At 33.9% G+C, this 25,823-nt stretch carries 19 protein-coding genes and 1 tRNA gene; 13 read left to right on the forward strand and 7 right to left on the reverse strand.

The window, feature by feature from the left end; genetic code table 11:
* Window positions 1–418: 418 nt before the first annotated feature.
* From Q5N74_RS14755 to Q5N74_RS14780, 6 genes are all read right to left on the reverse strand, one after another.
* On the reverse strand, window positions 419–1,537 hold the full coding sequence (locus Q5N74_RS14755) for an HNH endonuclease (protein WP_304389708.1): 1,119 nt from the start codon (window positions 1,535–1,537) through the stop codon (window positions 419–421).
* 7 nt (window positions 1,538–1,544) lie between these two features.
* Window positions 1,545–3,320 carry a restriction system-associated AAA family ATPase gene (locus Q5N74_RS14760; RefSeq protein ID WP_304389709.1) on the reverse strand — a complete coding sequence of 592 codons (1,776 nt, stop codon included), beginning with the start codon at window positions 3,318–3,320 and terminating at the stop codon, window positions 1,545–1,547.
* A complete protein-coding gene (locus tag Q5N74_RS14765) occupies window positions 3,301–4,821 on the reverse strand; it encodes a restriction endonuclease subunit S (protein WP_304389710.1) in 1,521 nt (506 codons plus the stop codon). Before Q5N74_RS14765 ends, Q5N74_RS14760 begins: the two co-directional genes overlap by 20 nt.
* Window positions 4,818–6,476, reverse strand: coding sequence for a type I restriction-modification system subunit M (locus Q5N74_RS14770; RefSeq protein ID WP_304389711.1), 1,659 nt, complete (start codon window positions 6,474–6,476; stop codon window positions 4,818–4,820). Before Q5N74_RS14770 ends, Q5N74_RS14765 begins: the two co-directional genes overlap by 4 nt.
* Window positions 6,476–9,259, reverse strand: coding sequence for a DEAD/DEAH box helicase family protein (locus Q5N74_RS14775; RefSeq protein ID WP_304389712.1), 2,784 nt, complete (start codon window positions 9,257–9,259; stop codon window positions 6,476–6,478). Before Q5N74_RS14775 ends, Q5N74_RS14770 begins: the two co-directional genes overlap by 1 nt.
* Window positions 9,260–9,612: 353 nt before the next feature.
* A tRNA-Leu gene (locus Q5N74_RS14780) sits at window positions 9,613–9,692 on the reverse strand.
* Window positions 9,693–9,838: 146 nt separating this feature from the next.
* On the opposite strand from Q5N74_RS14780, the gene Q5N74_RS14785 reads away from it, so the two are divergent.
* From Q5N74_RS14785 to pth, 3 genes are all read left to right on the forward strand, one after another.
* Window positions 9,839–10,780, forward strand: a complete 942-nt coding sequence (locus Q5N74_RS14785) for a ribose-phosphate pyrophosphokinase (RefSeq protein WP_304389713.1) — start codon at window positions 9,839–9,841, stop codon at window positions 10,778–10,780.
* Between the two features lie 54 nt (window positions 10,781–10,834).
* Window positions 10,835–11,461 (forward strand): 50S ribosomal protein L25/general stress protein Ctc, encoded by a 627-nt coding sequence (locus Q5N74_RS14790; protein WP_304389714.1) that lies wholly within the window; start codon window positions 10,835–10,837, stop codon window positions 11,459–11,461.
* A 233-nt stretch (window positions 11,462–11,694) separates the two neighbouring features.
* Window positions 11,695–12,321 carry an aminoacyl-tRNA hydrolase gene (gene pth / locus Q5N74_RS14795; RefSeq protein ID WP_304389717.1) on the forward strand — a complete coding sequence of 209 codons (627 nt, stop codon included), beginning with the start codon at window positions 11,695–11,697 and terminating at the stop codon, window positions 12,319–12,321.
* Window positions 12,322–12,468: 147 nt separating this feature from the next.
* Here the strand turns inward: pth and Q5N74_RS14800 are convergent, their stop codons facing one another.
* Entirely contained in the window at window positions 12,469–15,558 is a 3,090-nt protein-coding gene (locus tag Q5N74_RS14800) for a reprolysin-like metallopeptidase (RefSeq protein WP_304389721.1), read from the reverse strand.
* Window positions 15,559–15,640: 82 nt separating this feature from the next.
* On the opposite strand from Q5N74_RS14800, the gene Q5N74_RS14805 reads away from it, so the two are divergent.
* From Q5N74_RS14805 to Q5N74_RS14850, 10 genes are all read left to right on the forward strand, one after another.
* Window positions 15,641–16,576 carry a bifunctional riboflavin kinase/FAD synthetase gene (locus Q5N74_RS14805; RefSeq protein ID WP_304389723.1) on the forward strand — a complete coding sequence of 312 codons (936 nt, stop codon included), beginning with the start codon at window positions 15,641–15,643 and terminating at the stop codon, window positions 16,574–16,576.
* 127 nt (window positions 16,577–16,703) lie between these two features.
* Window positions 16,704–17,975 (forward strand): serine--tRNA ligase, encoded by a 1,272-nt coding sequence (gene serS / locus Q5N74_RS14810; RefSeq protein WP_304389725.1) that lies wholly within the window; start codon window positions 16,704–16,706, stop codon window positions 17,973–17,975.
* A gap of 472 nt (window positions 17,976–18,447) precedes the next feature.
* Window positions 18,448–20,223 (forward strand): tetratricopeptide repeat protein, encoded by a 1,776-nt coding sequence (locus Q5N74_RS14815; RefSeq protein ID WP_304389727.1) that lies wholly within the window; start codon window positions 18,448–18,450, stop codon window positions 20,221–20,223.
* A 43-nt stretch (window positions 20,224–20,266) separates the two neighbouring features.
* Entirely contained in the window at window positions 20,267–20,593 is a 327-nt protein-coding gene (locus tag Q5N74_RS14820) for a DUF4286 family protein (protein ID WP_304389729.1), read from the forward strand.
* Window positions 20,594–20,654: 61 nt separating this feature from the next.
* Window positions 20,655–21,482: a 16S rRNA (adenine(1518)-N(6)/adenine(1519)-N(6))-dimethyltransferase RsmA gene (rsmA, locus tag Q5N74_RS14825; protein WP_304389731.1), complete on the forward strand. Its 828-nt coding sequence runs from the start codon at window positions 20,655–20,657 to the stop codon at window positions 21,480–21,482.
* Window positions 21,483–21,492: 10 nt separating this feature from the next.
* Window positions 21,493–22,866, forward strand: coding sequence for a magnesium transporter (mgtE, locus tag Q5N74_RS14830; protein ID WP_304389732.1), 1,374 nt, complete (start codon window positions 21,493–21,495; stop codon window positions 22,864–22,866).
* Between the two features lie 330 nt (window positions 22,867–23,196).
* Complete coding sequence (locus Q5N74_RS14835) at window positions 23,197–24,132, forward strand: 2-hydroxyacid dehydrogenase (protein WP_304389733.1); 936 nt, start codon at window positions 23,197–23,199, stop codon at window positions 24,130–24,132.
* 25 nt (window positions 24,133–24,157) lie between these two features.
* Window positions 24,158–24,616, forward strand: a complete 459-nt coding sequence (locus Q5N74_RS14840) for a DUF1801 domain-containing protein (protein WP_304389734.1) — start codon at window positions 24,158–24,160, stop codon at window positions 24,614–24,616.
* A gap of 2 nt (window positions 24,617–24,618) precedes the next feature.
* Window positions 24,619–25,005 (forward strand): VOC family protein, encoded by a 387-nt coding sequence (locus tag Q5N74_RS14845; RefSeq protein WP_304389735.1) that lies wholly within the window; start codon window positions 24,619–24,621, stop codon window positions 25,003–25,005.
* 43 nt (window positions 25,006–25,048) lie between these two features.
* A complete protein-coding gene (locus Q5N74_RS14850) occupies window positions 25,049–25,813 on the forward strand; it encodes a sulfite exporter TauE/SafE family protein (RefSeq protein ID WP_304389736.1) in 765 nt (254 codons plus the stop codon).
* Window positions 25,814–25,823 lie beyond the last annotated feature (10 nt).

The raw sequence follows: 25,823 nt of genomic DNA on the forward strand, positions 1-25,823 counted from the left end.
GATCGTTAGAAACAAAAATACACCCACACCCGTATTTTTTTACGGGTGTGGGTTAGAAAAGATGTTCAAGAAAATCTAAAATATGGGTGGAAAAACCAAGAAAGCACCAATAAACCTAAAAACACCCGGAAACACACAACATTAATCATCATAACCACCAATCAAATTTTGTTGTATGTAACCACCCATAAAGCAACAAAAATCATAGATTTAAAAATCTAATATATATATATAAGAATTAAATGTTTTTATTTATAAACAGACATGAAATTATTATCATTTTTAAGAGCCAATAAAAGTTCTATTTTAAAAATTTCTTTTCAATTTATTTGTCCTATTTGTAATCTTCAACATGTTCAAATAAGCTAGATCCTGACTTTTTTTATTCCTAAAAACTGGTAGTATAGGCATTCTTTTTTTATCTAAATAACCCCATTAATTCACATTTTTCAAGAAATACACTTTTTATAAAACCATAACTGGATAAAGGAATATGCTTTGCATCTATTATTTGAGATTCTAAATATTGTTCTTTGGTCAGAGTTGAACCCAGCGCTTTGGCTGTATTGTAACCATCAATAATAGAAGTGAACCAAGTGATTCCTTCACTTTCATTGCACAATAGTGCCTTGTATCTCTCATCTATCGCGAAAACTCTTTGCCAAGCTTCTATTTCCTCATCAAAGCCAAATGATTCTATTTTCAAATCTAAGTCTTTTGGTTTTAGATTTATAATATCGTTGGAATTCAAGTCTATAGTAATTTTAAAATCAGTGATAGCAGGATGAGAATTTGAGTATGGATAAAATGCCTTATTTCTATTTGTTGTTGTCCCAATAATGGATTTTGTTCCTTTATAACTTGAATTACAATCGTTGCACATAGGCGCAAGATTTTTAAAATTTATACTATTGAAAGGATAGTTGCCTTTGGGTATGTAATGGTCATATGCTTCCTTTTTTGTATGATGTATTCCTTTTAAATCTCTAATACCGCAGAATGGACATTTCCCCTTTTTGTTAGAAGAGAAAAATTCTTTGTAATGTGTTGGAAGAAGCTTTGTTTTTAAAGAACCAAAATCGGACAAATTAAATGGTGATTCACTTCCATATAAATTACCATAAAATGCCTTTAGCTCTTTATGTAAATTCGCTTCTTTGGATTTTAAATCATCATAGGTTAAAACAGGAAGTTTTGGGTCTCTACATATTTGTTCAATATTATTATTGTTAGAATAGTAGTCAATTAGTTCTAACTTGAAAGCATCATCATTCACATCAGCAAAAGCTTTGTATATCTTTTCAATAGAACTATTAAAAAAATATGCAGATTTACCTTTCTCATTTTTTTTGGCGTTTTCAGGGTCAAAATCTACTTTGTCTAATTCTAAATAGATGTCATATAATTCTTTATTCTTATCTAATTTTGATGCATGAAAATCGCCTTCAGCAAAGAGCCAAACATCAGTAAATAGAAAGTCTAAATACCCTTGAAGTTTTTCAATATCGTGTGTTATGTAGGTGTAGTTAAATAACAATTTTCAATTATTTTAATTTTTTATAAGCATCATTTAATAGCAATAAACGTTCTACTGATTCCCCCATTTCTGATTTTACTTTTGAAATGAATAAGTCTAAATTATCTGGAGATTTTATTTCTTTTAATTCTTCTTTATAATCGGTAATTCGCTTTTGTGCAACCTTACCAATTGTATTGGGCATATTAAATATTTTAATACCTATTGAGTTTATTGAAGTTCCAAAAGTTTGAAAGTCTGGATGAAATGGCTTTTCTCCTTTTTTGAATACTTGGACATACTTAGAATCGCTATCTGAAAGTAAATAGGGAGAGTGTGTTGTAATTAACATTTCTCGCATAGTTTCGTTGCTGTCTTTTTCTTGTTGCTCGAAACAAAAGCGTAAGCTAGACAAAAATTTCGCTTTCCAGCTAGGGTTAAAATGCGTTTCCGGCTCATCTAATAAAAATAAGCTACGAGTGTCTTTAAATAATAAACATAAACCTAGAGAGTGTAAAAATTGATGTTCTCCATCTGATAATGCCTTAGTATAAATATTCTTTTCTAAACCTTTTTTCTTGATTTCAAAATTTTTGATATTTAATACCCTTTTAGATTCAATAGGTCTAAAGTTTATAGATTCACTTAGAAATATATTCTCTGTAGAATACGTGTTATTTTTGCTTTCTTGACTTACGGAATGTATTTCTAATATCAAAAGCAACTGAAACAACTCAAAGAGTTTTAAAGGGTTGTTTTCAAAATGAAATTGAAAAGCTTTAAAAGTAGCTTCATTTACTTTGTAATCTAGAATGAGATAGCTACTGCTGTTAGATTCATTTTCATAAAAATCATAATTCTCTTCTTCATACCAAGTAGTAGCACACTTTTTTAATTTTTCTAAATATGAACTTGTATTTTTGCCTTCTCTTTCTGCATCAAAATCAATATTGTTTAATAATGGATATTCCTTGCCTTCAAATTTTTTAAGAATATCTGTTTTAATGATTAACCGAAAAGAGTCTATTCCTTCAATACCAACATATTCCTTAAAAGGCGATAGAATATCCTTTTCTGAATCACTATTGGTATACATTAGTAAATTAGCTAATAAAATAAACTGGCTATAAGATTTGTCTACATAAATTAAAGAACTTTCAGGACTTGGGTCAATTATAGACTCGGTAATAAGATTATTGTAATATGCGTCATATTGAATAAAGCGACTTTTAAAAAAAGGGAAACTTAATGTTTCGTTTTCCCCTGATGCATAACCTACTACGTATTCTGGTAACAATGATTTTATTTGAGAACTTGAAAGCTTTTCTTCAAAATCAAAATCAGTTTTATTTACCCATTCAACAATAGGCCTAAAGCTTTCTTTCTTTGTAATGTGTATATGAGCAAATTTAGATAATGCTTTTTTATTACCTATTTCAGTAAAATATTTGTTATCAATAAAAATTAAATATTCTAACTCATACTCATTGACTTTATAAACTTTAGGGTCATAGTTTATTTTTTCTTCATTTGTTAAATCTTCGAAATCATCCCCGGAGTATTCTTCTTCATTGTTAAAATAACTAGGTTTATTGCTCAGATAAATACAATCTAAATGATAAAATATTTCTGATAAAGCTTCTAGTACATTTGATTTTCCACTACCATTTTTACCCGCAAATACATACGGATTAAAAGCCGTTGCTTGCCTCCAGTCATTTTTGTCAAGAAAAAACAGCTCAAAATCTTTTTGTAAAGACCTAAAACCATCTTCTTGATTTATTTTAAGCCTTAAAAGTTTCATCTGTTAGTTTAAGTTTTACCGTTGCAGTTTCTTCTTCAAATATTTGTTGTAATAATGGTGGTTTTGCTTCCAAAAACTTGAAAATTATTTGCTGCCAATTGGTGTTTGGAAAATCCATATCTCCTCCGTGATAAAAGAATTGATGTAGCTTTTCTTCAATATCTTGAAGTGTAAAAGACTCATCTTTAGTGAAATTGTCTTTTAGTAAAAATTGATAAAATTCATCACGACTGATTAAATCAAATATCCATTTCTCTTGTGTAGCTATAATTTCATCTGGAATACCTAAAAACGTAGCCAAATCAAGGTTCGTTATATCTACTTTTTCACCTTCTTTTTTTTTTATTTCAGACATAAGCGAGTCTTTTTTTTTAACGTCTTTTTTCGAAATTTCTATATAGCCCTTATAAGCCTCTTGCAGCAAACTATTGTACAAATGTTCTAACTCGGTTTTAGATTGGATTAAGGTTTTCTTTTGTGCTTGTATGTTGCGGTAAATAGTCTCGAATTGGTTTTGGAGTTCGATCGGTGGAATATGAATATTAAGAGATTTAATATCATTGAAATTTAAGCCTGATTTAGCAGCTCCCTTATTATATCTCTCTAATAAATGTCTTCCGCCTAAAGAAGAAATATATGCACTTATAAAGTATGGATTTAATTCATCATTAAACCTTAATAAGGCAATATGTTGGTTAATGAAAGTATCTCCAATGTCATCTGGAACAACAGCTGTTCTGCCTAAATCAGCTGTAATAGATAATAAAACGTCTTTAGGCTGGATTTTAGTTCTTTTTGCTTCCGCTGTATTGGGTGTGTCAATAAATTTAAGTTCCTCTAAATTAAGATTATTGTAACCAAGATTATTAATTCTTAAAAATTTATCACCAGTTTCACGATAGTATTTTGCCCATCCTCTGGAGCCACTTGTCATAAAGTCTAAGAATATTCCTAATTCATCAGATTTCCAGTTTTTTATATTAGTTGGAGCTTCCCCAAACATCTCCAAAAACTGAGCTCTTAATAGCTCGTCTAATTGCGTAATGCTTTCTTCTCTTTTTTTAACCAAAACATAAGCTTTGTCCAGTAGAGATACTATTTTGTTTTGGGTTTCTATTGGTAAAATCGGAATATCAAGATTCTGAATATATTTTTTAGAAATATGCTTTAAACCCGCTCCTTTAAAACCTCTTTCAAGAATATGAATATTTCCGAATAAATAATAATAAACAAACTTTTCGTTAAATTCTTTCTCTTCTTTTTTGACAGCTACAATACAATCCGTTGAAGTTGCAAAAGGTTCATTTGCAAAATGAACACTTGCACTACCACCAGTACCAAATATTAGTGCATCTTCAAAATATTGAGCTGTATCTAATCGTTTTTTTAAAATAGAACTAGAAGTATAAAAAGGGTATTTACCTTCTTCTATTCCATCACCTGCTTTAACTTTAGATTTTTTAGCAAAATCAAATAGGTTTTCAAATTTTTCAGTTATCATCCTATCAAGTCATTTAATTCTTCCATATCCGCTAAAATGACTTTTTCCATTTCAATTAATTTAGCTAAAATCTCTTTTGGTGGCTCATAGGTTTGCTCAGTATATTCATATTCTTTGTAACGGTTGTGGCTTAAGTCTAGGTCATTTTCTTGTATTTCGGCAAGTGGCACGAAAAAGTGGTTTTTACGGTCAGGATATTCAGTTGTTTTTCTAGCTGTATATTCACTTTTTACAATGGGTAATGGGTTTTCTGGTAATTTTCTTCGGTTATCGTCTAAACTATATCCATCATTTTCCATAGCATAAAACCAAACTTTTTCCGTATGCCATTTTTTACTGTCTTCTTCTACTTTGGTAAACACCAAAATAGCTGTTTTTACACCTGTATAGGGTTTAAATGCACCTGCTGGTAATGAAATTACTGCTTCTAGTTGGTTGTCTTTTAATAAAATTTCACGAGTTGCTTTTTGCGCTTTAGAACTTCCAAATAAAACTCCTTCTGGTATAATTACCGCAGCTTTACCACCAGCACGTAGCATTTTAGAAATTCGTGCTAAAAACAATAGTTCTGTAGAACCTGTATCAATACCTAAGTCTGGGTTTACATCTCCTTTGTCTAACTTACCCGTAAAAGGTGGGTTGGCTAATACTATATCATAATCGCCAGTTTCATTGTAGTTCTTACTTAAAGAATCTTTGTATTCAATATGAGGGTTGTCTATACCGTGCATCATTAGGTTCATTAATCCCAAACGCACCATAGTGGTATCTATATCAAAACCATAAAAACAATCGTTTAATATTTGCTTGTTTTTATCGTCTAAAACAGATGAAATAGAAGCTCTTTCAAAACCATCTTCATCTGCTACTAATAATTCGGGTTCTTTTTTACGTACTAAGTCTGATAAAATATATTGGTAAGCACCCAATAAAAACCCACCAGTACCACAAGCTGGGTCGGCTATTTTATGCCCTAACTTAGGTTCTGTTAATTCTGCTAATAATTTTATTAAATGCCTTGGTGTACGGAATTGCCCGTTTTTACCTGCCGTAGCAATTTCGCTAAGTAGCATTTCATACACATCACCTTGTATATCTTGAAATGCTTGTTTACCGTCTTTTGCGTCTTCTGCTATTTCTAAAAATATTTCATCTACTTTTTTAACTGATTCTACCAATAAATTTGGTTTTTCTATAATGAAAACTGCGTTCTTCATATACTTGGTAAATGAAGACGTTTCATCATTTAAATCTTTTATATGCGGAAATACATTGTTTCTAAAATGTAAAAGCATTTCATCAGCAGGTTTAGTTCTAAAGAAGCTCCATTTTAATTCTTTTTTTGGTCTAGGAGCTAGGGCTTCTTCTCTTTTTTTGTATAATGCAGTTTTTTCTATTTCGCTAGCATCGGGTTTTGGACGATAAAGACTTTCATCTATCCAAGGAGTGTATTCGCCATCAAATTTAGATTCATACGCTTCTCCTGTAAACACAGCATCACGTTCTCTTTTACTTTCTAATTCATCTAATCTTTTCACAAATAACAAATACGTGATTTGTTCTATTGCAGTAAGAGGATTGGCAATACCGCCACTCCAGAAGGTATTCCAAAGACTGACGATTAAACCTTTTAATTTTGGATTATTTTGTAACATTATGCTGCTAATATTTTTGTTGTTAGTTGTAGTATTTCGTTAATTTCTTTAGGCGAAAATACGCCTCTTATTCCTTCTGGGTGAATCATTGTAAATGGCGATTCTATCAAGTTTTTCTTTTCTAGGTTTCCTTTTTCTAGAATGTATTTTTTTAAGATATCTAAAAACTGTAATTGTCTGCTAGATAAATAATTATGTTCTTTAACAAAGGCATCAAAAGCATTTGCAACGCTATCACTGAATGTTTCTAATACTTCAAGACCTAAAATATGTTTGATAAACTGTAAAAATTTGGCTTTTCTGTTTTGATAGACCCTTTGCAATAATCCAATGGTAATATGTGGGTTTTCTTCGTGTAATTCTTGAGCTAGTGTTTCCACTTCTTCTTCAGTTATCGCATTACCACCAATTATTTTTTGAAGTATTGGATTTGAGTCGGTTAACTCTCTTATTTTTTCCTCTACCATTTCTTTGTAACGAGTAATACTTACTGCTTCATTTTGTGGTCCAAACTCTACCATTTCTTTGGCTACGAGTTCGTCTTCAAAGTTAAATTTAGAAGGTCCAGAGGTAGTGTCTCTAGTATCAATATATCTAGCTAATGGAGATAATTTATCAATTAAATTATTGAAATCATTTTCTTTAATGTTGTTCCAGAAATGATTGCGTTGAGCATCTTTAATAAGCTCCTGTTGTTTAGCTACTATGTTTAATGATAGCGGTAAATCAGAAATACGTTCTATTAAAGCACCTTTAAGCATATCGTACTTTTCTGCTTCATTTTGCATTTTAGCCAAAGAAACCTCCAAAACATCTTTCTCAAAACGCATAGCTTTATAGTCTACGCCAGAAATAGTTCGCATTAGAGGAAGTATTTCAGCTTTTAAGAAGTTTATTTTATCAGAATTTATATCCTCCCAAAAATTTGGGTCGTTAACGTTTGAAACCGCTTTGCTATTATCTTTTATGACTATTGAGTTTGCAGATAGCAATGCTATTTGTTTTAGAAGTCTTTTACTTTCTTCTAAAATGGTTTCTTGTGCACTAGCTTCTATAGCTGCATCTAATTTTTTCAGCCTTAAACCAAATAATTTTACTGGTATAGGTATGCCTTGTTTTAGTTCTTTTCCTTTCGGCTTTAGCTTGAAGTATTCAAAATTATCCCAACAATCTAAAATTAAAAACACGTCTTTTTCCGTACACCAAGATTTCATTTGAGTAGGTTCTAGCAATCGAGTTCCTCTACCTATCATTTGCCAAAATTTAGTGTAAGAGTATACTGGTTTAGCAAATACTAAGTTTACCAACTCTCTAATATCAATACCAGTATCTAACATATCTACACTGATAGCAACTCTCGGAAAATCTTTCTTTTTAAACTGGTCTAGTAAACCACCTTTTCCGTGAACTCTTGAATCTTCAGAAACCATTACTTTGGCTAACTCACCATTGTATTGTGGATAGAGTTGGTCAAATATTTCTTCAATACGTCTTGCGTGAGCAATATTGGCACAGAAAAATATTGTTTTCCCAGGCAATACACCATTGATGTCTTTTATGGATTCCTCCATAAATTCCTTTACAATTAAAGTATTCGTGCCTTTATTAATAACTTTCTTTTCAAGTTCCGTTCCTTCAAAATTAATTTCCGCAACTTCTTTTCCTTCAAGAATTAGTTTTTTTTGATCTTCTAAAGAAATCGTTCTTTTACTAATGCCATCCGTTTGAAATTTGGTTTTAATTTTCATTACTTGAAAATTGCACAAATAGGGAGGTACATTATTTACAGCTTCTTCATAAGTGTAAGCAAAAGAAGGTAAACCATCTTCACAATTAAATATTTTAAAGGTGTTGTGGTCAATTACATCTGTTGGGGTAGCTGTTAAGCCAATAGTTATTGTATTAAAATAATCTAGGACTTCTTTGTATGTGTTATAGATACTTCTATGACTTTCATCAATTACTATTAAATCAAAAAAGTGAGGTGATAAGGTTTCTTTTTCTTCTCGAACAATATTGAGCATTGTTGGATATGTTGAAATATAAATTCGTCTATCCTTTGCAATACTTTTCTCTCCTTGTTTAGGCCATCTAGGTTCGTTAGGTAAATGTTCCTTAAAAGCCTCAAGTGCTTGGTCTCTTAATGCTATTCTATCGACTATGAACAGTGCTTTTTCTGCCCAGCCTGCTCGCATAAGTGCCTCAACTAAAGCAATGGTTGTTCTAGTTTTACCTGTACCAGTTGCCATTACTATTAAAAATGTTCGTCTTTTTTGTTCCAGTCCATCCATTACCGAACGAATAGCTCTTATTTGGTAGTCTCTACCTGCAACCTTTGTGTTTATAAGTTCACTAGTAAGTGGCTTTTTTGCTTCTCTTATGTATTGGTAGCGTTCCAAATCTTCTCTGGTTGGATAGCCAACAACTTTTCTTGGAGGTGCATTTTCTAAGTCCCAAAAAAAAATGTCGTGACCATTAGTGTAAAAACAAAACGGTAAAATATCATTGGTTTTCTTTTGAATATTGTAGCAGTATTGTTTTGCCTGCTCCTTACCAATATTAGCATCTTTAGAAGATTTTTTTGCTTCGACAACTGCTATAGGCTTACCATTTTTGCCTAGTAAAACATAGTCAGCGAATTGATTGTTACTATAGGTTTCACTTGTCTCATTAACATTATTAACTACGAATTCAGCAACTACTTGAGTTCTGTCAACAACATCCCATCCAGCTTCTTTGAGATGTATATCTATTAGTTCTTTTCTTGTAGTTGATTCGTTCATTTCTATTCTTTTTTAGAACCTATAAAACCTTTAAATTAAATGGATAACGCGTCTGCTTTTTTATAAGCATTTGTTATATTAACTATTCAGAATCTCTTATATACACTGATTATTAAAATACCATTTCAGCAACTAATGTAAATAGATTTTTTAATTTCATTTTATTAAATGGTGAATTTTCTTCAATAGTTCATCAAAACATGTAATTGTAAGTTAAAGTGAATAATAAAATTTAACCAACCATAATTAAAGTACTGTTTTAAAAAAAGATTTATTTTCGGCAAAATTTCGGCATAAAACCAATAAAAAAACCTATAAAATATTGATTATTAATATTTTATAGGTCTTAAAAGTACTCAAGGCGGGAATCGAACCCGCACTCCGAAGAACCGGATTTTGAATCCGGCGCGTCTACCAATTCCGCCACTTGAGCTTGAATACGACTGCAAAAATATATATTTTTTCCATATTATTCATAAAAATACTGCGCAATATACTTTTTAGGTTAAAATAAATGCATAAATTTGCACCTCGTTTAAAATAAGGCGTGCTTTTACGCTATAAAACAACATGTTAACTATGCCACTTGTGATTACTGAAGCTAAAATTTTTGCGTGTACTCAAAGTAAAGTACTTGGAGAGAAAATTGCTAAATCATTTGGAGTAGAATTAGGTAATGTTATTACCTCTACTTATAGCGATGGCGAGTTTCAGCCATCTTACGAAGAATCTATTAGAGGAACCCGTATTTTCATAATAGGGTCTACCAATCCTGGCGCTGAAAATTTAATGGAAATGTTGTTAATGATTGATGCTGCGAAACGCGCTTCAGCAAGACACATTACCGCAGTGTTACCTTATTTTGGATGGGCAAGACAAGACAGAAAAGATAAACCAAGAGTGCCAATTGCAGCGAAATTAGTTGCTAAAATGTTGGAAGCAGCAGGCGCAACGCGTATTATCACTATGGATTTGCATGCAGACCAAATACAAGGTTTCTTCGAAAAACCTGTAGATCATTTATTTGCATCCACTATTTTCTTGCCTTATTTACAAAGTTTAAAACTAGACAACCTAACTATTGCTTCACCAGATATGGGTGGTTCTAAAAGAGCCTATGCCTATTCAAAAGCATTAGGAAGCGATGTTGTAATATGTTATAAGCAGCGTGCAAAAGCCAATATTATTTCGCACATGGAATTAATTGGTGATGTAACTGGTAAAAACGTAGTGTTGGTTGATGATATGGTTGATACCGCAGGAACCTTAACCAAAGCAGCCGATTTAATGATGGAACGTGGCGCACTTAGTGTAAGAGCCATTTGTACACACCCTATATTATCTGGAAAAGCTTACGATAATATAAACAATTCAAAACTAGAAGAACTTATAGTAACCGATTCTATACCTGTTAAACCGTTAAGTGATAAAATTAAAGTTTTAAGCTGTGCAGATTTATTTGCAGAGGTTATGGAAAAAGTACACAACAACAAATCTATCAGTTCAAAATTTGTGATGTAAGCTTTAAAAGGCTTACCAAAAAAGAATAATTATTAATAACTATATATTTTAAAAATGAAGTCAATTACAATCAACGGATCTCAAAGAGAAAGCGTGGGCAAAAAAGCAACTAAAGCCTTACGTAATGCTGGTCAGGTTCCTTGCGTATTATACGGAGGAGACAAGCCAGTTCATTTTAATGCAGAAGAATTAGCGTTCTCTCATCTTGTCTATACACCTAATGCGCACACAGTTGTGATTGTTTTAGAAAATGGCGATAAATACAACGCAATTCTACAAGACATCCAATTTCACCCAGTAACAGATAAAATTCTACACATCGATTTTTACCAGTTATTCGAAGACAGAGAAATCTCTATGGATATTCCTGTAGTATTTGTTGGAAACTCTCGTGGTGTTAAAAATGGTGGTGTATTACGTAAAAACAAACGTAGTTTACGTGTTAAAGCGTTACCAGCTAACTTGCCAGATTTTATCGAAGCAGATATTACGCCTCTTAAAATTGGAAGTAAACTTTATGTTACTACTTTAGAGAATGAAGCATACAAATTCATGCACCCAGATAATACAGTAGTATGTCTTGTAAGACGTTCTAGAGCTGCAATTATCGATGATGAGGATGAAGAAGAAGGAGCAGAAGGAGCAGAAGCTGCACCAGAAGCAGAAGCTACTCAAGAATAAATACATTCTTATATTAAATATTAAAAGCATCCTGAATTATTCAGGATGCTTTTTTATTTTTACACAGTTAATACAAACCACTGGTGTATAAAAAGTAAAGCAATTAAAAATTTGGGCGTTACCACAAGGGTCGGGCTATACGTTACAAGTCCTCGCTCCCCCGAAAAGGCGGGGCGCTGTGGGCTTTCCACTACTATCCCTAACGCAGGTATCAGCAATCAAAAAACAAAACCATGTGGCAGTTTTTATCAAACATATTTAAAAAGAAACCGCAAAGCGAACAACAAGACACAATGAAAAAATATTTAATAGTTGGTCTAGGAAATATTGGCGCAGAATATGCCAATACCCGACATAATATAGGATTCAAAATATTAGACCATTTTGCAGCCCAAGAGAACATCACATTTCAAACGCAAAAACTAGGTGATGTTGCCACCTATAAACTAAAAGGTAGAACCTTCATTTTTCTAAAGCCAAGTACCTACATGAATCTAAGCGGAAAGGCAGTGGTATATTGGTTAACTAAAGAAAATATTCCGTTAGAAAATTTGTTGGTAATAACCGATGATTTAAACCTGTCTTTCGGAAGTATTCGTGTAAAAACCAAAGGAAGCGATGGTGGCCATAACGGACTAAAAGACATTCAAGCCAAATTAAACACAGCAGCCTACAACCGTTTTAGGTTTGGTATAAGCGACGCTTTTAATAAAGGGCAACAAGTAGATTATGTGTTGGGTGAATGGACCGATGAAGAAAACCAAGAACTGAAAGAGCGTCTAGATACATCCATCGAAATAATTAAATCCTTCGGGTTGGCAGGCATCAATATAACCATGAATACCTTCAATGGTAAATAAATTGTAAGCCTCATTACTACGAGTAAATCGTCAAGGCTAGGTACGAAACAATCTCAAGTTGTATGCTTCAAAGCACATTCAGGTTGAATGATGAGATGGCTTCGTACCTAGCAATGACGTTAATATTTGGCTTTTAAACACTCCCTTTTACTCAATAATAATTTTCTTTGTAGATTTCCTCAAACCATCACTCACAATTAATAAGTACATACCCGATTGTATATTATTTAATTGTAATTCTTGACGGAAATCGCCACCATTAGGGAATTCATTTTCATAAATACGTCTGCCTCTCATATCATAAACAGAGGTGTTTACAGCGCGTTCTAAAGATCCATTTAATTTTATAATAAACTTGCCGTTATTAGGGTTGGGATATACAGAGAAGTTCTCAAAACCAAATTCCTCAATAGCAAGTGTTGGCATAATGCTTAGTGTGTAATCTTCAACTTCACCATCAAAACTATTTTCGCAGGCGGTTGGTTGTGAGCCATCTTTATATTTGGTGGTCACCCTCATGACAGTGTTTCCTAAATTAGCTCCCACAGGAACCGTAATTGAAAGCGGTGAATTGCTTGTGGCTCCATTTGTTTTATTGGTAGTATCACCTAAAATATATTCCTCTCCAGCATCATCAAAACTACAGTTCTGGTTCCAGTCTATCCAAACTTTGGTAGTTGTAGTAAAGTCTCCATCTGTATTAGCGTTCACGCTTAAATTGTAAGTGTTATCTCTTTTTACATTAGTAGAAATACTTTGGTAATTTGAGTAGCCAGACGGTTTGGTAGAAAAGTTGTTAATAGTGTTGAAAAGTACTAATGATGTACTTGTGTTGAACGACGTGTTTGCAATAGATTTACAATGGTTGTTGTAATACGGGAAATTTAAATCCTTGGTTTTAGTTTTGGTTGTTGCTGTACCTGTAAGGGTAATGGTGTAGTCGCCTAAAGTTGCTCCAGATAAATTACTAATAGTCATAGTTACAGATCCAGAAGTACTTAAATTTGTAGGCGAAAAGGTAACCGAAGAACCACTTGGGTGTCCGGAAGCGCTAAATACGGTATTTTCAGAAAAACCGTTAGCTGTTACATAATCAAAATGAAAAGTAGCGGTTGTTGCTGCGCATGCAATAGGGTCTAGAGTTTCTTCAACCATGAAAAAATTGGGCTCAGCGGAAATTGAGAAATCAAAATTAGAAACGTCATAAAAAATATTATCAGCAGCTTCAATGTATAGTCTTGCTGTGTCTGTATCTGGAATTGAAGGCACGGTATAGGTGTGTGTACCATCATTAGGCGTGTTGGACGCAATAGTGATTGGGAATGTTAATCCGCCATCAGTCGATAACTTAATGTTTACGTTCTGGCAGTTTATAGTCGCGTTTTTAGTTTGTCCAATTTCCCAATTTATAGTTACGTTGCCACCTTGAACCCATGATGTGGGGTTCGTTACTGTAAAGGGTGTTACATCTTCAACCGTAATTTTCATAGTATCAAAACTACTTTGGCCACCACTTGCAGCAGCAGGGGCTCTATCTCTTATGGTTAAGGCCCAATTTAAAGTACGACCAACAGTGGAAACTGTTTCCCAATCACTCCCTAAAGTCGGGTTTGTTTGTGTGGTTTTGCCAGCTAATACACTGCTTAATTTGGGGATGTATCTATTAGAATCTGTGGTTGGTGGTAGTGATCGGTTGGTAGAACCTGTAACTAAATCGGGTCCGAAATTTAAATAACTTACCAAATCACTGTCTGTTTGTTCCCAGCAGTATGTTAGGTTGTCGGTGCCATCCGCATCGGTACCAATTCCTTTTAGAATATAGGCGGTTCCTTTGGGGATACTAAAATCGGCACCTGCATTAGCTATGGGTGGGTTGTTGGTAATTGTTTCTGTTGTTTGACAGCTTTTAGTAGCTAATCTGGCAAGTATTTGTTTAATACTGTGATAATGAAAATACGGGCCGCTATTGGTCGCAACATTATTAGAGCCGGTAATACCTGCGTAGGCCATAATGGTGGTGCCACTTCCTGGTTCAGAGTTTACACCCGCGCCTTCTATTTCGTAGGCAAATGTATGGCTGGCTCCCATTTGGTGCCCTATTTCATGAATTACAAAATCGATATCAAAAGTGTCGCCTTCAGGAACTCCGTTAGACGGCGAGGTGAATCCGCTTCCTTTTTTGTGGTCGGTTGTACTAATGGTATCATCGTCGCATACACAACCAATGCACCCTGCAATACCGCCACCACCAGTAGCTCCAAATAAGTGTCCAATATCATAAGCAGCATTGGCTTGAAGAATGGTAGCTCCTAACTCGTTAGATAGTGTGTTTTGAAGTTGAAGACTCCAGCCTTCAGCACTTTCAAAATTATCGGTATTTGCACCTATACTGGCTTCAGAGTAAGGGTCTGTTGTCGCATTCGTATAAATCAACTGTGTCGCATCAATAAGTTCGAAAGTAACAGCCATGTCTGTTTCAAATATTTCGTTAACACGACTTAAAGTTACATTAATAGCAGCTAGAGCATCAGCAATGGCATCACCATTTAAATCATTTTTGTCGTTATGATATTCTGTATATTCCGAAGTTGTAGAAATGGCGATTCTGAATTTTTGAAGTGTTTTGTTGTTGGCACCTCCTTCGTTCAAGGTTGTTTTTGAAATGAATCCGCTTTTACTAAATGTTTTATTAACCTCGTCAAACGTTTTACATTCAAATCTATCTTTTGTAAATTCTTTAGCGCTTCTATTATATAATATATATTCCTTAGAACCTTTTGTAGTAGGTTGCATAAAAACCATTGCGTTATCACTATAAGAAATCATGGTTTGCACGCCTTGTGGCGACACACTCATACGCAAGCGGGCTCCAGAATTTGTTGTACTTACACCAACATACGATTTAATATCGGGGTATTTCGCTGCTAAACTTGGTGCGAATACAGAGGCTTCATACACTTTAAAAGTTTCTAAAGTGCCTGCTTCTCCAGGAATAGAAATAACCGTCGATTTTTGTTTTGTTTTAGAGTTTCTTCCAATAGTTCCTGTAAGTGATTCTGTTAACGAGGCGGTGTTAAGTTCGAAATTAAGAACCTTCTTTTCATCTAAATGTAATTTTGAAATGATATCAGAATTTTTGGAGCTTTCAATTTTTTTCCAAGAAGAATTTTGAGAAGACACCGAAAAGATAGACAAAAATATTGCTATTGATAAAACATAATGTAGTTTTGCTTTCATAAAAAGTATTTGGGGCTGTTTTTATTGAACACGAATACCAAATTTAGCTTTTTTTAATCAAAATAGCAATTAACTGCTTGTTATGAGCAAAATTAAAAATATCAACGCATATAAATCTGTAGAACCTAGTATAGTTACTATAGGTACTTTTGATGGGGTCCATGTTGGGCATCAAAAAATAGTGAAGCGTTTAATTAATATTGGAAATCAAACCCAATTAAAATCGGTTATCCTTACTTTTTTTCCGCATCCGCGTATGGTGTTGCAAAAAGATTCGGGTATTAAATTAATAAACACCATAACCGAGCGTGGTGCTATTCTAGACGCCCTAGGTTTAGATTACTTGCTTATTAAAAAATTCACCAAAGCCTTCTCCCGACTGTCTGCTGAAGATTTTGTGAAGAAAATTTTAGTAGACACACTCAATGTTAAAAAAGTAATTATTGGGTATGATCACCGGTTTGGTAGAAATAGAAATGCCGATATTAATGACTTGAAGAAGTTTGGCGATTTGTATGGTTTTGAGGTGGAAGAAATTTCAGCTCAAGATATTGACGATGTCGCGGTAAGTTCTACAAAAATTAGAAAAGCGTTAGAGGAAGGCGATATTGCTAAAGCCAATGCCTTTTTGGGCTATCCGTTTATGTTAACCGGAAAAGTGGTAGAAGGCAAAGCTTTGGGTAGACAAATTGATTACCCAACAGCAAATATTCAAATTGCTGAAGACTATAAACTAATTCCTAAACATGGTGCTTACGTGGTGAGTGCCGTTATAAATAAGAAGTTGGTTTATGGTATGATGAATATTGGCTTTAACCCAACGGTGGAAGGGCAAGAAGAAACCATAGAAGTTCACTTTTTCGATTTCAACAAAAATATTTATAGTAAAACCGTTCAAATAGATTTGTTACATCGCCTACGTGACGAGCAAAAATTCGAATCGGTTAATGCTTTAAAAGATCAATTATTAAAAGACAAAGAGGTGTCTCTTAGCTATATAAAATCTCATTTTAATTAGAATTTTGGTTGAATGGAGCCTGTTTCAGTATCGCAGGTTACTTTCAAACTATTAATTTGATTTTACTTTCAAAAGAAGTCCAATTATATGCGCAATTCATTAAATTTGTCGCTTAAATTTTCAAGACATGTTACAAGTCCCTTTTATTAGAGAAAACAAAGATTTAGTAATAACTAGATTAGCAAAACGAAATATAGATGCTACTCAAATGATAAATGATGTTATTTCTTTTGATGAAGAAAGAAGACGCATTCAAACCGAGTTAGATAATACCTTGGCAGAATCGAACGCGCTTTCAAAAGAAATAGGCAACTTGTACAAATCTGGCGAAGCACAAAAAGCCAATATTTTAAAGGAAAAAACAAGTCAGTTAAAGGAAACATCTAAAGAATTGAATGATGCCCTTAATACGAAATCAGACGAGTTAAATCAATTGCTTTATAAAATTCCGAATGTTCCAAATGAAATGGTGCCAAACGGAACTGCAGATACTGATAATTTAGAGGTTTTTAAAGAAGGCGCTATTCCTGTGTTGCATGAAGGTGCTTTACCGCATTGGGAATTAGCTAAAAAATACGATATCATCGATTTTGAATTGGGTAATAAAATTGCTGGTGCAGGATTTCCTGTTTATAAAGGCAAAGGTGCTAGATTACAACGTGCTTTAATTGCTTATTTTTTAGATAAAAACACGGCTGCGGGTTATACCGAATACCAATTACCACACTTAGTAAACGAAGCGTCTGGTTTTGGTACAGGGCAATTGCCAGATAAGGAAGGGCAAATGTATCACGTTACCGAAGATAATTTATATTTAATTCCAACGGCAGAAGTACCAGGAACCAACATTTTTAGAGATGTGGTTTTAAATGAAAGTGAATTGCCTGTTAGTATTACAGGTTATACACCTTGTTTTCGTCGTGAAGCAGGAAGTTATGGGGCGCATGTACGTGGGTTAAACAGATTGCATCAATTTGATAAAGTTGAAATTTTACGTGTGGAGCATCCAACAAAATCTTATGAAGCGTTGGACGGGATGGTTGCCCATGTAAAAACCATTTTACAAGAGTTAAAATTACCTTATAGAATATTAAGACTTTGCGGTGGCGATTTAGGATTTACATCGGCATTGACTTATGATTTTGAAGTATTCTCTACAGCACAAGATCGATGGTTAGAAATATCTTCGGTGTCAAACTTTGAAACTTTTCAAGCCAATCGTTTAAAACTACGTTTTAAGAATAGTGATGGTAAAAACGAATTAGCACATACTTTAAATGGTAGTTCTTTGGCATTACCACGAGTTTTAGCAGGTATCTTAGAAAACTATCAAACGGAAGCTGGTATTGTTATTCCAGAAGTTTTACAAGCATATACAGGCTTTAAAATTATTGATTAACACTAAGTAAGTCACAAGTTTAAAATCTAGTAATAACTTGATTTTAAACTTTATCGACATGAATAATCGACGAAATACACGTTAATGACGTTGTTTAACGATTTTCTGTCGATTTTCTTTGTGTGATTAAAAATATTTTCGAAGTTAGAGGCACCAAATCTATTAAACCACTAACCATGAAAAATTTCAAACGCTTAGTAATTTTAATTACACTCATTTTTTTCGCAGGCAAAGTATTGTTTTCAGATTTTGAAATCTCAAAATCCGAAAACAAAATCACTGCTATTGTGAGTAAATAAGGGAGTTGATTCTTTATGTAATGATTGTCCCCAATCAGTATTGCGCCGTTTTTTTTAAAAACGTTAGTTAATAGAACATTTATTTTGGTTGGTAAATGCCCGAATTTTTATTCGGGCATTTTTTTATAATTATATTAGCAGAAGCTACACAGCGCATTTGTTATCTTTGCCACATGAGAATCCTATTTGTTTTATGCTTTCTATTTAGTGCCCTTGTGTATGCGCAAGATGATGCATTGGCTTTAGATTACTATAAAAACGGGCATTTTGAAAAGGCCTTACTTGAGTATACGAAGTTGTATGAACAGGCACCTTCAAGTATTGATTATATTTCTAAAATAATTAGTTCTCATCAAGAATTAGAGCAATACGACAAGGCTGAAACATTTTTGTTGAAATTAATGGACCGCGTTTCTTATCCGCCATTTATGGTGGAATTGGGTTACAATTATCAGCTTAGAAATAATTTACAACAAGCTAATTTCTACTATAATAAAGCCTTAACAAGTCTGGATGAAAAGCCGGCTTACGTGTCTCATATTGTTCGAGTTTTTCAAAGTCATTCCTTGGTAAATGAAGCTGTTATTGCTTACGAGAAAGTTATGGGGCTAAAGCCAGAATATAATTTTCATTTGCAACTAGCACAATTATATGGCGAGCAAGGAAATATAGAAAAAATGTTTTCCAGTTATATTGTTTTTGCGCAGACTAACCCAATTGCTCTCCTTAATATTAAACGTGCTGTAAGCGATTTTATAAGTGAAAATAGCGAGAATGAAAACAACATTTTATTTAGAAAAATTTTACTTCGGAAGGCGCAACAAGAACCAGACATTCTTTGGAACGACTTATTAAGTTGGTTGTTTATTCAGCAAAACGATTTTAAAAAAGCATTTGTACAAGAGAAAGCGATCTTTAATAGGCAACCAGAAAGTTTAGATAGAATAGAAGAATTGGCAGCCATTGCCTTGAATAAAAATGAACAAGAGATGGCTAAAGAAATTTATACGTTTATAACGATTACGGCTCAAGATTTAGATGTTTTATTAGAAGCGCATTATAATTTAATTCAATTAGAAACAAAGCAAAGTACAAAAGAAAATTACGATGCTATTGATGCGCATTATCAAGCCTTGTTTACTAAATTCGATACTTTTTCACAAACTTTAAAACTTCAAATAGCCTATGCTCATTTTTTAGCATTCCATAAAAATGAAACAAAAAAGGCAACTTCTTTTTTAGAAAAAGCATTGGAATTACCGCTGTCTGATAAACAACAAGCTGAAGTGAAATTAGAATTAGGCGATATTTTAGTTTTACAAGAAAAGTTTAATGATGCCTTAATTTACTATACGCAAATACAACGAAATGTAAAGAACAGTATCATTTCGCAAGAAGCGCGTTTTAAAGTTGCTAAAGCAAGTTATTATAAGGGTGATTTTAAATGGGCAGAATCGCAACTTAAAATTTTAAAAGCATCAACATCACAACTTATTGCGAATGATGCCTTAGATTTAAAACTGCTTATTACCGATAATAAATATGAAGATTCACTGCAACTCGCTTTAAAAAAGTATGCTAAAGCAGATTTATTGTCCTTTCAAAATAGAAATGACGAGGCGATTGCACTTTTAACTAGCATTTTAAACGAACACAAAACGGAACCTATTATACCTCAGGCTTTATATAAACAAGCGCAATTATTTGAAGATAAAGCGCAGTTTGAAAAGGCTGAAGCCAATTATAATGCCATAATAGCTAATTACAGCGAGGGTATTTTAATAGACGATGCTTATTTTAAGTTGGCAGAACTGTACCAATATCAATTGAGCCAACCTGAAAAAGCAAAAGCATTATACGAAAAAATTATTTTTAATCATGCCGATAGTATTTACTTTGTAGATGCTAGAAAGCGTTATAGAGCTCTACGCGGCGATGCTATTAATTAGCCGTTATTTCACCTAACAAATCAATAAAACAATTCAACCTTACATGTACATATATAACGTTACCTCAAGTATAGACGATAGCATCCACCAACAATGGTTAACTTGGATGAAAGAAGAACACATTCCGCAAGTTTTAGCTACCGGTAAATTTGAAAAAGCAACCCTTTCTAGAGTATTGATAGAAGAAGATATGGGTGGTGTTACCTATTCGGTACAATATAGAGTGGCTTCTCGTGAAGTTTTAGACGCCTACTATAATGAAGACGCACCAAAATTAAGAAGCGAAGGCCTTAGAAAGTTTGCCGATAAAGTATTAGCATTTAGAACAGAGCTTGAAATTGTTGATGAGTATTCAGTTACATTCAATTAACAATTTCAATTAATTTTAGGTCTCGGCTTCTTTGCGAGCAAAACTTAGTATCTTCGTAAATATGCCTTCAAACAACAAAAACATCCGTAAATCTGTGTCAAATACCCCAAATCAACATCAAGTTAAAGCAAAAAAGCATTTAGGTCAACATTTCTTAAACGATGAGCTTATCGCAGAAAAAATAGCCGATACACTCACCCTTAATAATTACAACACCGTTTTAGAAATTGGTCCAGGTATGGGTGTGCTTACCAAATACTTGCTTAAAAAGGAGGTTACTACACATGTTATTGAAATAGATACCGAATCGGTAGCCTATTTACAAGCTAATTACTTAAATCTGGCATCTCGAATTATTGAGAAAGATTTTTTAAAATACGATTTAAACGAGGTGTTTAAAGGGGAATCTTTTGCTATTATTGGTAATTTCCCGTATAATATTTCAACTCAAATTGTATTTAAAACCTTGGAGATGCGCGATCAAATTCCTGAATTTTCAGGGATGTTTCAAAAGGAAGTAGCACAGCGTATTTGCTCGAAAGAAGGCAGTAAAGTATACGGTATTTTATCGGTGTTAACACAAGCTTATTACGAGGCAGAATATTTATTTACAGTACCGCCATCGGTATTCAACCCGCCACCAAAAGTAGAATCAGGTGTATTACGACTTACAAGAAAAGCAGACTATTCATTACCATGTGATGATGCCTTATTTTTCAAAGTTGTAAAAACAGCCTTTCAACAGCGCAGAAAAACACTTAGAAATAGTTTAAAAACATTCAATTTAAGCGATAGTTTAAGAGAAGATAGTATATTTGACAAACGTCCAGAACAATTAAACGTGCAGCAGTTTATTCAGCTTACGCAATTAATTGATAAAGACATGTAAACATCGCATTTTGTCTGAAGAAATAGAAAACATACAATTTGAACTAACCGATGATTTAATCAATCAGGTAGAACGTCTCATTGAAGCAAGCGATGACAAAGCCCTTCATAAACTTTTAAAAGACTTTCATTACGCCGATATTGCCGAAATTCTAGATGAATTAGATTTAGACGAGGCTATTTACATCATCAAACTGTTAGATTCGGAAACTACGGCCGATATCTTAATGGAGCTCGATGAAGACAATCGAGAAAAAGTTTTAAGAAATTTATCGTCCAAAGAAATTGCAGACGAAATTGGTGAATTAGATACCGATGATGCTGCCGATATTATTTCTGAATTACCCGAATCGCGTAAGCGCGAAGTCATCTCTCATATTGAAGACGAAGAACACAAGGCCGAAATTGAAGAATTACTGGCCTATGATGAAGATACAGCGGGTGGACTTATGGCAAAAGAGCTTGTTAAAGTTTATGAAACCTGGACTGTTGCTGGCTGTTTACGTCGTATAAGAGGGCAAGCCAAAGAAGTAAGGCGTGTACACTCCATTTACGTTGTCGATAAAAAAGACAAATTGGTTGGGCGCCTATCTCTAAAAGATCTTATTGTTGCTAAAAGCGACCAAAAAATAGCAGAACTGGCCAACTCTAGTGTCGATTATGTAAATGTACATGACGATGTTGAAGATGTGGCCCGTGTTATGCAGAAATACGATTTAGAAGCCATTCCTGTAGTAGATGATAATCATATACTTTTAGGAAGAATCACCATTGACGATATTGTAGACGTCATGAAAGAAGAGGCCGAAAAAGATTATCAATTAGCCGCTGGTATTACAGCCGATGTCGAGGCTGATGATAGTATTTGGGAGCTCACCAAAGCCCGCTTACCATGGTTATTAATAGGTATGTTTGGCGGTATTGGGGCAGCAAGTATTATTAATGGGTTTAGCGATGCCATGCTAAAATTCCCGGCGCTATTAATGTTTATTCCACTTATTCAAGCAACTGCCGGAAATGTGGGGGTGCAATCATCTGCTATTATCGTTCAAGGTTTGGCAAACGATTCTATAGACGGGAACATTTTAAGCAGACTTTTTAAAGAGTTTTTACTAGGCTTAGTCAACGGGCTTGCCATTGCTTGTATCGTTTTGGTTATCAGTCATTTTGCATTTCATACTACGTATTTAGAGTCTTTAACCATCTGTGTAGCCTTAGTTTCTGTAATTATTATGGCTGCATTAATAGGCACATTTATTCCTATATTTTTAGACAAACGCGGTATCGATGCAGCCGTAGCTACGGGGCCATTCATTACCACAAGCAACGATGTATTTGGTATTTTAATGTACTTCTTAATTGCAAAGTTTATATTAGGTTTTTAAATAATTTGGGCGTTACCCTATCGGGTCGGGCTATCCATTACAATCTTTCTAAACGTCTTTGCGAGGACGAATGACGAAGCAATCTGCCAATTTATATTTCTATCAAAGTTGAGTTCTTTTTTAGTTTAAAAAGGATTTCCATTTCTATCCCTAACGCGGTCGTATCTGTAAAGTACAGTTAGAGTTCTATTTTCAGTTTTGTTTGTTTAAAACTTCCTAAATTTACAGCCTAATTTGTGTTCATGAAACTTTCATAATATTCTCCCGGATACCTAAGAGAATAATTATAAGGAAGCAGCATATGGCCATAAAAAATAAGCATTTAAACACATGAAAATTCTCCACCTAGATACCAACCACGAGTTGTTAATCAATCAATTATCCAATTTAGGCTTTACCAATCATGAAGATTATACCTCTTCAAAAAATGATATTGAAGCTAAAATTAAGGACTACGATGGTATCGTTTTAAGAAGTCGTTTTTCCATAGATAAACAATTTCTAAATGCCGCAACCAACCTAAAATTTATAGGTCGAGTAGGTGCAGGATTAGAAAATATAGATTGTGCGTATGCCGAACAAAAAGGCATTACATTAATCGCAGCCCCAGAAGGCAATAGAAACGCGGTTGGCGAACACGCTTTGGGTATGTTACTGTCACTTTTCAATAAACTAAACAAAGCCGATCAAGAAGTTAGAAATGGTAAATGGCAACGCGAAGCCAACCGAGGTATCGAACTCGATGGTAGAACCGTAGGGCTTATTGGTTACGGCAATATGGGAAAAGCTTTCGCTAAAAAACTACGCGGTTTTGATGTTGAGGTTTTATGCTACGATATAAAAGAAGGTGTGGGTGATGCCAATGCAAAACAAGTAACACTTAAAGAATTTCAAGAAAAGGTTGAGGTAGTGAGTTTGCATACACCACAAACCGCTTTAACGTTAAACATGATGGATGCCACTTTTATCAACCAATTTAAAAACTCATTTTGGTTTATAAACACAGCACGTGGTAAAAGTGTAGTGACCCAAGATTTGGTTTCCGCATTAAAATCTGGTAAAATTCTTGGAGCAGGTTTAGACGTTTTAGAATACGAAAAAGCATCCTTTGAAGATATGTTTACTTCCATCATGCCCGAGCCCTTTCAATATTTAATAGCAGCTCAAAATGTGTTGTTAACACCACATGTTGCCGGTTGGACTATGGAAAGCAAAGAAAAACTAGCACAAACCATTGTCGATAAGATTAAAGCAAAATTTTGTTAACTTTAGATTTCTAAAAGTTAGCACTATGCAATACGAGGCCAATTCACCTGAAGATTATATTAATCAACTTCCTGAAGACAGAAAGGAGGCTATTACAAAGTTGCGTGCTATCATTAAAAAAAACTTACCAAAAGGTTTTGAAGAGACTATTAGTTATGGTATGATTGGTTATGTGGTACCGCATGCTATATATCCAGATGGGTATCATTGCACCCCAGAACTACCTTTACCATTTATGAATATTGCATCCCAGAAAAACTCAATAAACGTGTATCATTCGGGTGTATATGCTAAAAAAGAATTGTACGATTGGTTTGTTGCCGAGTATCCAAAACATTGTAAACGTAAACTCGATATGGGAAAAAGTTGCGTGCGTTTTAAATATTTAGATGATATTCCGTATCAACTCATTGGCGAATTAGCATCCAAAATGACGGTCGAGACATGGATAACTATTTATGAGAAAAATATAAAAAAGACATAGACATGAAAAAGCGAGTTACAGGTATTGGCGGATTGTTTTTTAAAACCAAAAACCCAGGTGATACCAAAGATTGGTATAAAAAACACTTAGGTTTTAATATAAATGATTACGGTGCTACTTTTTGGTGGAAAGACAAAGAAGGGAAAGACTGCACGACACAATGGAGTCCGTTTGCCGAGGACACGAAGTATTACGAGCCATCAAAAAAAGACTTTATGTTCAATTATCGGGTTGAAAATTTAGTTGAATTACTGCAAGTATTAAAAGAAGAAGGCGTTACCATTGTAGGGGAGATGGAAGAATACGAATATGGAAAGTTTGGTTGGATTTTAGATAACGACGGTAACAAAATTGAACTTTGGGAACCTATAGATGCTGCTTTTAAGTAAATATCATATATTTTTACCCATCAATTAACACAGACCAACCAATTTGACCTATTTCGAAATTCTAGAATCTTTTCATTTATCCGTATTACAATGGGCTGCCATTGGTTTTGCGGTGTTTTTATTAGGCATGTCAAAGTCAGGTATTAAAGGCATCGGTATAATTATAGTTGTTATCCTCGCTTTTGTTTTTGGAGAAAAAACATCTACAGGTATCTTACTTCCTCTGTTAATTTGTGCCGATATTTTTGCTGTGGTGTATTATAACAAGCACGCGCAATGGCATTATATAAGAAAGCTGTTACCCGCTATGGTTATTGGTGTTTTAGTGGGTGTGTGGATAGGAAATGATATTTCTGAAGTTGTTTTTAAACGCACTATGGCGGTTATCATTATTGTTTCGGTACTTATAATGTTTTACATGGAAAACCGAAAATCCACCGACATACCAACAAATAAATGGTTTTCAAACGGCTCGGGCTTTCTTGCGGGGTTTACTACGATGGTAGGTAATTTGGCAGGGCCAATTTCCAATATTTATTTTCTAGCCATGAGAATGCCTAAAAACGAGTTTATTGGTACAGCTGCTTGGTTATTCTTTATAATAAACGTCTTTAAATTACCCTTTCATTTCTTTGTATGGAAAACAGTTAGTTTAGATACCTTAATTTTAAATTCGGTTTTAATCCCCATGGTTATTTTGGGCTTTTTCCTGGGCGCTTATATTGTAAAACTTATTTCGAATGTAAATTACAGACGCTTCATACTTATAGTTACTGCTTTAGGCGGTATCATAATGTTGTTTCGATAAGGTTTGAAGT

The organism is Mariniflexile sp. AS56, assembly GCF_030552475.1.
Classification (GTDB): domain Bacteria; phylum Bacteroidota; class Bacteroidia; order Flavobacteriales; family Flavobacteriaceae; genus Mariniflexile.

What these genes read in the sequence shown, in the direction of transcription:
- Q5N74_RS14760 (WP_304389709.1), bottom strand. Translation starts at nt 3,320, where the DNA reads ATGAAACTTTTAAGGCTTAAAATAAATCAAGAAGATGGTTTTAGGTCT.
- Q5N74_RS14765 (WP_304389710.1), bottom strand. Translation starts at nt 4,821, where the DNA reads ATGATAACTGAAAAATTTGAAAACCTATTTGATTTTGCTAAAAAATCT.
- Q5N74_RS14770 (WP_304389711.1), bottom strand. Translation starts at nt 6,476, where the DNA reads ATGTTACAAAATAATCCAAAATTAAAAGGTTTAATCGTCAGTCTTTGG.
- Q5N74_RS14775 (WP_304389712.1), bottom strand. Translation starts at nt 9,259, where the DNA reads ATGAACGAATCAACTACAAGAAAAGAACTAATAGATATACATCTCAAA.
- Q5N74_RS14785 (WP_304389713.1), top strand. Translation starts at nt 9,839, where the DNA reads ATGCCACTTGTGATTACTGAAGCTAAAATTTTTGCGTGTACTCAAAGT.
- Q5N74_RS14790 (WP_304389714.1), top strand. Translation starts at nt 10,835, where the DNA reads ATGAAGTCAATTACAATCAACGGATCTCAAAGAGAAAGCGTGGGCAAA.
- pth (WP_304389717.1), top strand. Translation starts at nt 11,695, where the DNA reads ATGTGGCAGTTTTTATCAAACATATTTAAAAAGAAACCGCAAAGCGAA.
- Q5N74_RS14800 (WP_304389721.1), bottom strand. Translation starts at nt 15,558, where the DNA reads ATGAAAGCAAAACTACATTATGTTTTATCAATAGCAATATTTTTGTCT.
- Q5N74_RS14805 (WP_304389723.1), top strand. Translation starts at nt 15,641, where the DNA reads ATGAGCAAAATTAAAAATATCAACGCATATAAATCTGTAGAACCTAGT.
- serS (WP_304389725.1), top strand. Translation starts at nt 16,704, where the DNA reads ATGTTACAAGTCCCTTTTATTAGAGAAAACAAAGATTTAGTAATAACT.
- Q5N74_RS14815 (WP_304389727.1), top strand. Translation starts at nt 18,448, where the DNA reads ATGAGAATCCTATTTGTTTTATGCTTTCTATTTAGTGCCCTTGTGTAT.
- Q5N74_RS14820 (WP_304389729.1), top strand. Translation starts at nt 20,267, where the DNA reads ATGTACATATATAACGTTACCTCAAGTATAGACGATAGCATCCACCAA.
- rsmA (WP_304389731.1), top strand. Translation starts at nt 20,655, where the DNA reads ATGCCTTCAAACAACAAAAACATCCGTAAATCTGTGTCAAATACCCCA.
- Q5N74_RS14835 (WP_304389733.1), top strand. Translation starts at nt 23,197, where the DNA reads ATGAAAATTCTCCACCTAGATACCAACCACGAGTTGTTAATCAATCAA.
- Q5N74_RS14840 (WP_304389734.1), top strand. Translation starts at nt 24,158, where the DNA reads ATGCAATACGAGGCCAATTCACCTGAAGATTATATTAATCAACTTCCT.
- Q5N74_RS14845 (WP_304389735.1), top strand. Translation starts at nt 24,619, where the DNA reads ATGAAAAAGCGAGTTACAGGTATTGGCGGATTGTTTTTTAAAACCAAA.